This is a genomic window from Mesorhizobium sp. M0904 (assembly GCF_040319475.1).
In the GTDB taxonomy this organism is placed as follows: Bacteria; Pseudomonadota; Alphaproteobacteria; order Rhizobiales; family Rhizobiaceae; genus Mesorhizobium.
Genome location: NZ_JAMYOC010000059.1, coordinates 1 through 1,130, shown reverse-complemented (window position 1 = coordinate 1,130; position 1,130 = coordinate 1). Strand labels below are relative to the sequence as shown.

Here is a 1,130-nt window from a genome sequence, read left to right as displayed (position 1 = left end):
GCCGCTTGGCGGCGATGAGTGCCGCCGCTTCCGAAATGGTTAGAAACTCCGAACTCATGTCATTTTCTCGCAAGGATAGAATACGAGAGCGGGTTGCGCCATGTGGCTGCGCGGCTTGCGTATGAGCTCTGCCATCGCTGCAATGGAGCGATAAGGTCCTTCAAAGTGACTGTAGTCAGATTCTTTCAGATGTACGCCTGCGCGGCTGGCGAAAATGATGAATGCTCTGTCGTCTGGATCGCACTGCATCATTCAATCCTCCCATTCACGCCTGGTGTCTCACACTCTATTCTCGTCAAGCGCCGCGCCAAACCTGAGCCGCCACTCGCTCGAAATTCCCACCTAGAATTTTTAGAACATCATCCTCACTAAAGCTGTTCAGCAACTCCTCCGTGAGTCTCGGAAGTTGTTCCGGTTGCGCAAAGACCTTTTTCTGCATTTCGTCCAATGTGACGTTCGGCCAGGCCTCAGGGTAAAGCTTGAGCAGTTTTGGAAGCTCATCCCGGTCGAGAACTGAGTCCACGCCGATGCCGACGTGATCAATTCCAACAAGATCTGCCACGTATTTGATGTGCTTGGCCATTGCTGCAGGGCTGCAGTCGTTTTCCCCAAGAAATCCGCCCGCGCCATTGACACCGATGACCCCCCCAGTTCTCGCACATGCCACAATCTGGTCGTCTAGTATGTTCCGCGGATGATCCCATAGCGCCCTAGGGTTCGAATGCGAGAAAATAACAGGCTTACTGGAGAGGTCCATGATCTCCATCGACGAAGAATAACCGGTATGTGAACAGTCTACCACCATTCCAACGCGATTCATCTCAATCACGACTTGCCTTCCTAGGGAAGACAAAGGAACGTCTGAGTCAAGGCAACCGCCTGCGTAGTCGTTATTCTTATTATAGGCCAAATTCATTTGCCGCACTCCGATCTGGTAGTACACTGATACCATATCGACATTCTTATTGAGGGCGTTTGCGCCTTCTAAATCGAACGCGACCGCCAGTTTTCGCTCTTTTTTTGCCCGCCTGATGTCGGCGATTTGCTCCGGGAGAATATAGTAGTCGCCATGTGTCTCGATCCAATGGCGAAAATGAGCAGCACATCGCAACGTCTGGTCCCACGTCAAG

General features: G+C 51.9%; 2 protein-coding genes. Both read right to left on the bottom strand.

All coding sequences use genetic code 11. From position 1 onward, the window contains the following. Window positions 1-54 precede the first annotated feature (54 nt). Complete coding sequence (locus NKH80_RS30035) at window positions 55-252, bottom strand: hypothetical protein (RefSeq protein WP_352995661.1); 198 nt, start codon at window positions 250-252, stop codon at window positions 55-57. A gap of 43 nt (window positions 253-295) precedes the next feature. Next, window positions 296-1,130: dipeptidase (locus tag NKH80_RS30030; protein ID WP_352995658.1), on the bottom strand; the 835-nt coding region annotated here is incomplete at its 5' end.